At 61.5% G+C, this 3,371-nt stretch carries 2 protein-coding genes and 1 pseudogene; 1 reads left to right on the top strand and 2 read right to left on the bottom strand.

Annotated features, from left to right (window positions below; all coding sequences use genetic code 11):
* Positions 1 to 301: pseudogene (locus Q4Q11_RS31290) on the top strand (oxygen-dependent tRNA uridine(34) hydroxylase TrhO); the annotation flags it as partial.
* A 61-nt stretch (positions 302 to 362) separates the two neighbouring features.
* On the opposite strand, the gene Q4Q11_RS31295 reads toward Q4Q11_RS31290, so the two are convergent.
* Complete coding sequence (locus Q4Q11_RS31295; protein WP_498571917.1) at positions 363 to 2,573, bottom strand: putative bifunctional diguanylate cyclase/phosphodiesterase; 2,211 nt, start codon at positions 2,571 to 2,573, stop codon at positions 363 to 365.
* 110 nt (positions 2,574 to 2,683) lie between these two features.
* On the bottom strand, positions 2,684 to 3,232 hold the full coding sequence (locus Q4Q11_RS31300; protein ID WP_498571918.1) for an NADPH-dependent FMN reductase: 549 nt from the start codon (positions 3,230 to 3,232) through the stop codon (positions 2,684 to 2,686).
* Between the last annotated feature and the right edge of the window lie 139 nt (positions 3,233 to 3,371).

The following is a 3,371-nucleotide window of genomic DNA, read 5'->3' on the forward strand; positions in this document are numbered from 1 at the left end:
GGGCGGCATTCTGAAATATCTTGAGGAAGTACCGCCGGAAGAGAGCCTGTGGGAAGGCGCCTGCTTCGTCTTCGACGAGCGCGTCTCCGTGGAGCATGGCCTGAAAGAGGGCAATCATAAGCTCTGCCACGCCTGCCGCAACCCGATCACGGCCGAGGAAGTGACCTCACCCTTCTATGAGGCCGGCGTCTCGTGCAGCCATTGCTATCATGAGCGCACCGAGGAGGACCGCGAGCGCTACCGCGAGAGGCAGCGGCAGATCGCGCTCGCTCGCAAGCGCGGCCGGGAACATATCGGCTAGGCATTTCCAGGAAAAGTGCACGCGGTTTTTCCGTCCGGACTGCAGACATGCTCCAGGCATGTCAGGCGGCAGCGTGTTCCTCGTCCACAGCCGCAGCCATTTGAATGGCGAGCCGTTTGCTGATTTCGGCCTCCGGCATGGGCTTGCCGTAGAAATAACCCTGTAGTTCGTCGCAGCCGAACTCTTCCAGCGCCCTTCCCTGCTCCTCGGTTTCGATGCCTTCGGCCGTGACGGGAATGTCGAGCGAACGGGCCAAGGCCACCGTCGCCTTCACCATTTCGCGGGCGCGGCTGTTTTCCAGCACATCCATCGTCAGCGAGCGATCGACCTTGATGCGGTCGAAGCCGAACTGGCGAAGATAGCCGATGGAGGAGAAGCCCGATCCGAAATCGTCGAGCGCCACCTTGACGCCGATGGTCTTCAGCCGCTCGATCGACTGGCGGGTTCGCTCCGGATTCTGAATAATATAGCCTTCGGTAATTTCCAGCGTCACGCGGCCGGGCTCGATCCCGGTGCTGTTCAGCACGTTGCGGACGTAATCGGCAAAAGCGGGACTTCGGAACTGGCCGGGCGATACGTTGACGGCTACGTGGAGATCCGGCCATTGCTGTGCTGCCTTGCAAGCCCTGCGCAGCACGAGCAGACCCAGAGCTTCGATCAGCCCGCTGGTTTCGGCGATGGGGATAAAGGTTTCCGGCGAAATCGGCCCGTGACCGGGCCGGTTCCAGCGCACGAGCGCCTCGACACCGATCATCTCGCAGCTCGATGCATCGACCAGCGGCTGGTAGGCGAGCGTCAGCTCCTCGGTCTCGATCGCATGACGCAGGTCGAGTTCCAGCGCGTTGCGTTCCTCGCGATGCGCATCCATGCCCATCTCATAGCAGGTCATGCGGGCACGGCCGGCTTCCTTGGCCTTGTACATGGCAAGATCGGCACGGCGTACCAGCTCCTCGCGGTCGATACGACCTTCCGGTGAACTCGCAATGCCGATGCTGGCACCGACCACGACCACCCGGCGGCCGATCTCGAGAGGTTCGGCAAGAAAATCCAAAACCTGTTCGGCCAGCCGCAAGGCCGGTGCGTCATTGAGCTCCTTCGTGGGGAAGGCGATGGCGAACTCGTCGCCGCCGAGACGCGCCAACAAGGCCTGTGGCGGCACAAGTACCTTGAGGCCGGCTGCTACGGCACGAATGAGCTGATCGCCCGTGCCATGCCCATAGGCGTCGTTGATTTCCTTGAAGCCGTCGAGATCGAGGTAGAGAAGCAGAACATTGGTGCCGTCGGAGCGCGCCCGCTCGACCAGGCGGTCCACATCGAGCCGCAATCCCTCGCGATTGAGGAGCCCGCTCAGCCGGTCGCGCAGAGAAACCTGACGCGCCTGAACCTCCTCTGCCCGCAACCTGCGCGCGGCAAGCGATCCCAGAATCAGCAGCACCACGAAGAACAGGCCCACCAGGCCGAGTGCGCCGAGAACCAGCGGGCGCACCTGCTGATAGCTCATATCGCCCGGTTCGCGGGAGTTCCATACAAGCCGCCCCAGCGATTTGCCGAGCGGATCGACGATCGAAACGGCGTATCGGGCGACGGTTTCCGGCGGCACCAGTTTCAGGCCACTGATGACGTAGGTGTTGGACATCATCTTGATGCGGTCGGCATCGAGGTAGCGCACGAGGATCAGATAGCGCCGCCTGCCTTCAGGCACCGGAATGCGGCCGGATCTTTCACGGATCGTCGCTGCGCCGGCGACGGCGATGCCGTCCCTGGTCATGATATAGCCCGAGGCCTCCGGCACGCCGGTCACCCTCATTGTGCGCGCCTGATCGACGAGCGCCCAGATGGCGCTTCCGAGAACATCCTCGATGTTTTCCGTCACCGGTTCGCCATCGTGATAGGCAAAGAGCGGCTTGTTGTGGTCGTCAACGATGATGGCAATGTCGAATGGCGCGCCGTGGGAGGAAATGTCACCATAATTGCCGGCAATCCAGCCCTGGTCATCAAGCCCGTAGACGCTTCGCGCCGCATCGTTGCGCGCGGAGTGGTCGTGCAGCGTCACCTCCAGCTGCCCCTGAAAGGTCTTCAGCGCACCGACGGTCGTCTCCCAGGAGCGTTCGTCGTCCAGCTTGTCGGAGTAGTCGGCGACCCGGCCGATCGCGGTAAGCACCATCAGCGTTACAACGGCAACGACCAATGCAAAGGAAATCAGAACGGCGGTCACGATGGAATGACGACCGATCTGCGCGCTCTGCCGTGGTGATTTGAAAGCTGCTCCCAACGCTTTTTCTCCTTGGCGGAGAAGTCTGCCGTCAGGTCTTCAATAAACGGTTAAGGCGTATCCGAGATTCATACAGGAAAGAGTTGTATATTTGCCGAAGCCGAAAGAATTCATGTCCCGGCGGCGATCGCTTGTCTAAAACGATTGAGACTCGTCGACAAAAGGCCGCTTTCACGCGCTTCCAGCAGCATTGCCGCCTGGGTCTCATCGCTCTTGCCGGCAATCGGCAGGCGCAGAAAAGCGTCCTGCACGATAGTCAGCGACATGGTCTGCAATACGTCCGTCAGCTGCGCCAACACGAGATCGCCGCGATGCGAGGCATGGGCGAACATCAGCGGCTTGAACGGCACCTCGTCGCGCGACACCAGCCAATCCAGCGCGTTTTTAAAACCGCCGGGTATGCCATGAGCATATTCCGGGCAGGAGACGATCAGACCGTCGGCCTTGCGAATCTCGGCGGCAAATTTCTCGACCGCCGGTGGCGTTCTCTCGCCTTCATTGTCGGGATTGAAGATCGGCAGTTCGCCAATCAGATCGGAGATCGTGATGCTGAGGCCATCGGGACATGCAAGTTGCAGCGCTTCCAGCAGCCTGCGGCTGGCCGAAGCCTGGCGCTGGCTGCCGCAAAGCGCATAAAGAGAAATTGCCCGCTGGATCATGCGCAATGTCTATCAGGCCCTGCCGATTCGGGCGAGAGAGACTCTCCCTCGATTGGAGGCGCGGACCGGAGGTCCGGGTTGGGGTGACCGTTGCGAACACGGAAACCACCCCAACCCGCGCGTTCCGCGCGACCTCCCC

The organism is Rhizobium sp. UFLA01-1127, from assembly GCF_059803845.1.